Annotated in this window: 2 protein-coding genes and 1 pseudogene; 2 read left to right on the forward strand and 1 reads right to left on the reverse strand. The window is 57.1% G+C overall.

Going from position 1 to position 2,222, the window contains the following annotated elements; translation table 11 throughout:
- Both PKKP23_RS33930 and PKKP23_RS33265 read left to right on the forward strand, forming a co-directional pair.
- Nucleotides 1-534 (forward strand): hypothetical protein (locus tag PKKP23_RS33930; protein ID WP_161978206.1); only part of this gene is annotated, 534 nt, incomplete at its 5' end.
- Nucleotides 535-747: 213 nt separating this feature from the next.
- A pseudogene (locus PKKP23_RS33265) lies at nucleotides 748-1,408 on the forward strand (IS3 family transposase); the annotation flags it as partial.
- A gap of 31 nt (nucleotides 1,409-1,439) precedes the next feature.
- Here PKKP23_RS33265 and PKKP23_RS33270 read toward each other — a convergent pair.
- The gene (locus PKKP23_RS33270) at nucleotides 1,440-2,090 is read right to left on the reverse strand and encodes a LuxR C-terminal-related transcriptional regulator (RefSeq protein WP_161978207.1); all 651 of its coding nucleotides are present in this window, start codon (nucleotides 2,088-2,090) and stop codon (nucleotides 1,440-1,442) included.
- Between the last annotated feature and the right edge of the window lie 132 nt (nucleotides 2,091-2,222).

The following is a 2,222-nucleotide window of genomic DNA, read 5'->3' on the forward strand; positions in this document are numbered from 1 at the left end:
CATCCACACCTCGTCAGGATTTGCAGGATTCACGCATCAATATGCCCGCTTCTTGCAAATCCAACAACACCGTTTCGGCTTCACAGCCTTACTGCATACGCCTCGCACGATTATTCAGGTCCGACTAATGACCTGCAGCCGGAGCAGAAAATCTCCTGGCCCCTCGCCCAACTGCTTCAGGATGAGGTATCCGATCATCCAACACTGGAGGAATATCAGAGCGCACTGACGGCGATAGTTGCGGCGTGGAATACCAGCCTCCTGCCCGAGAGCGAGCGTGCTGAAGCGCTACGTGATCAGATCGGATTCGACAAAAGTGTTCCACCCGAAATACGGCGCGAGATCATACAGGGCATCGAGCGCCTGATTGGCGAAAAACTGGCCCGCTTTCCCCATGACCGCCGCCGTATCGTCTCGTGGGAGGCAAGACTCGAAGGTGATGTACTCCGGGTCGTAGCAGCGGCGTCCGACGGTCCCCGGCACGATACCCTGGAGGACGTCATGCGGGGTTTGCTGCGAACGACGTCCGCGTAAGAGACCGCACATTCAGACCAGTCAGCTAACGACGCGACCGTCCCGCGCTGGCCGACCACGTTGACCTGTCTGCATGCCGACGACGCAAGCGGACGCGATAGCTCAGGGATGCATTCACGTCCCAGCTCCTTATTCCATCAAAGCATAGAGATCCGTCGCTTCATAACCTACAGGCTTATGATAGCAATTTGACCGGATCTTGGTCAGATCCCTGTCTGGCGTGATGTGCTGGCGTTAGGCTATCGCTGCGGCCAGCATCGGATTGAGCGACTGATGCGGACTCAGGGCTTGCGTGCTCGGCCTCGACGCCGTGGCTTGCCGAAGGATGCCGGTACTCGCAACGCGATTGCCGGTAACGTGCTCGACCGTCAATTCCAGGCCGACGGTCCCAATCAGAAATGGGTGGCTGACTTTACCTATATCTGGACGGCGGAGGGTTGGCTGTATGTCGCGGCGGTGCTCGATTTGTATTCGCGGCGTATCGTCGGCTGGTCGATGCAGAACAACATGACATCGCAACTCGTTGCCGATGCCTTGATGATGGCTGTCTGGCGACGAGGTAGACCGAAGGAACTTATGCATCACTCGGACCAGGGCAGCCCAATACACGAGCGAGCACTTCCAGCGACTGTTGGCCGAACAAGGCATCACATGCAGCATGAGCCGAGCTGGCGAGGTCTGGGACAACTCGGCAATGGAAAGCTTCTTTAGCAGCCTGAAAACCGAGCGCACGGCGCGCAAGGTGTATCGGTCGCGAGAGGAAGCCCGTTCAGACGTGTTCGACTACATCGAACGCTTCTACAATCCAACCCGCCGACATTCGACGTTGGGATACGTCAGCCCCGTTGAGTTTGAGCAGGCTCGAAAAGCTTAACTTGCTGTCCACTGAACCGGCGGCAGCCCAACTAGACGATGCCATTCTTCATTGCAAAGCGCATCACATCTGCGCTGCTTCTTAGCTGGAGCTTTTGCATGAAGCGCGTCTTATGGGTACTCACAGTCTTGATACTGAGATTAAGCGCTCTTGATATGTCGCTTAGGCTGTAACCTTGGGCCAGTTTCTGGAGTACCTCGAACTCCCGCCGAGAGAGTATCTTTCGTGGATCACTCTCGTAGATGTTCTGTGCGAAAAACATGGCCTCAGCCAGTATCTGGTCAATGAACAGACGACGGCTGGCGACGTGCCGCACGGCGGCAACAAGTACGGCGGGCTCGCTTTCCTTGGCGACATAACCCGTCGCACCAGGGCGGAACAGCCTCGCATGCGTATGTACATTTGCGCGCGTCGTCATCACGAGAAGCGCGATGTCTGTTCGGCTCGCAGCAGCACTTCGTAGCATGTCCGCCGTCGGTTCGTCCGTCGATAGTGCATCAGCAAGTACAACGTCGATACCCGGTCCATCGAAGACCTGTTGCAGGTCGCGCGGGTCAGATATCTCTCCAACAACTTCGATGTCTGCTTCGTTGCGCAGAACCTGCTTCAATCCTACTCCCACGATCGGATTGGCGCCCACAATCAGCACCCTGATCGGTCGTGCATGGTCGATGGATGTCATCCGACGAGCAATCGTCAAGAGTGGTGTACGCGGGTCAGGCGGCATGATCAGGCGGCCAGCGCTTGAGGAGCCGGTGTGCTTTCAATCACCGGAGTGCCGTCCTTGAAGGGAATGCCCTTCAGGAGCGGCTCG

The sequence above is a fragment of the Paraburkholderia kururiensis JCM 10599 = LMG 19447 genome (assembly GCF_003986935.1).
Lineage (GTDB): Bacteria > Pseudomonadota > Gammaproteobacteria > Burkholderiales > Burkholderiaceae > Paraburkholderia > Paraburkholderia kururiensis.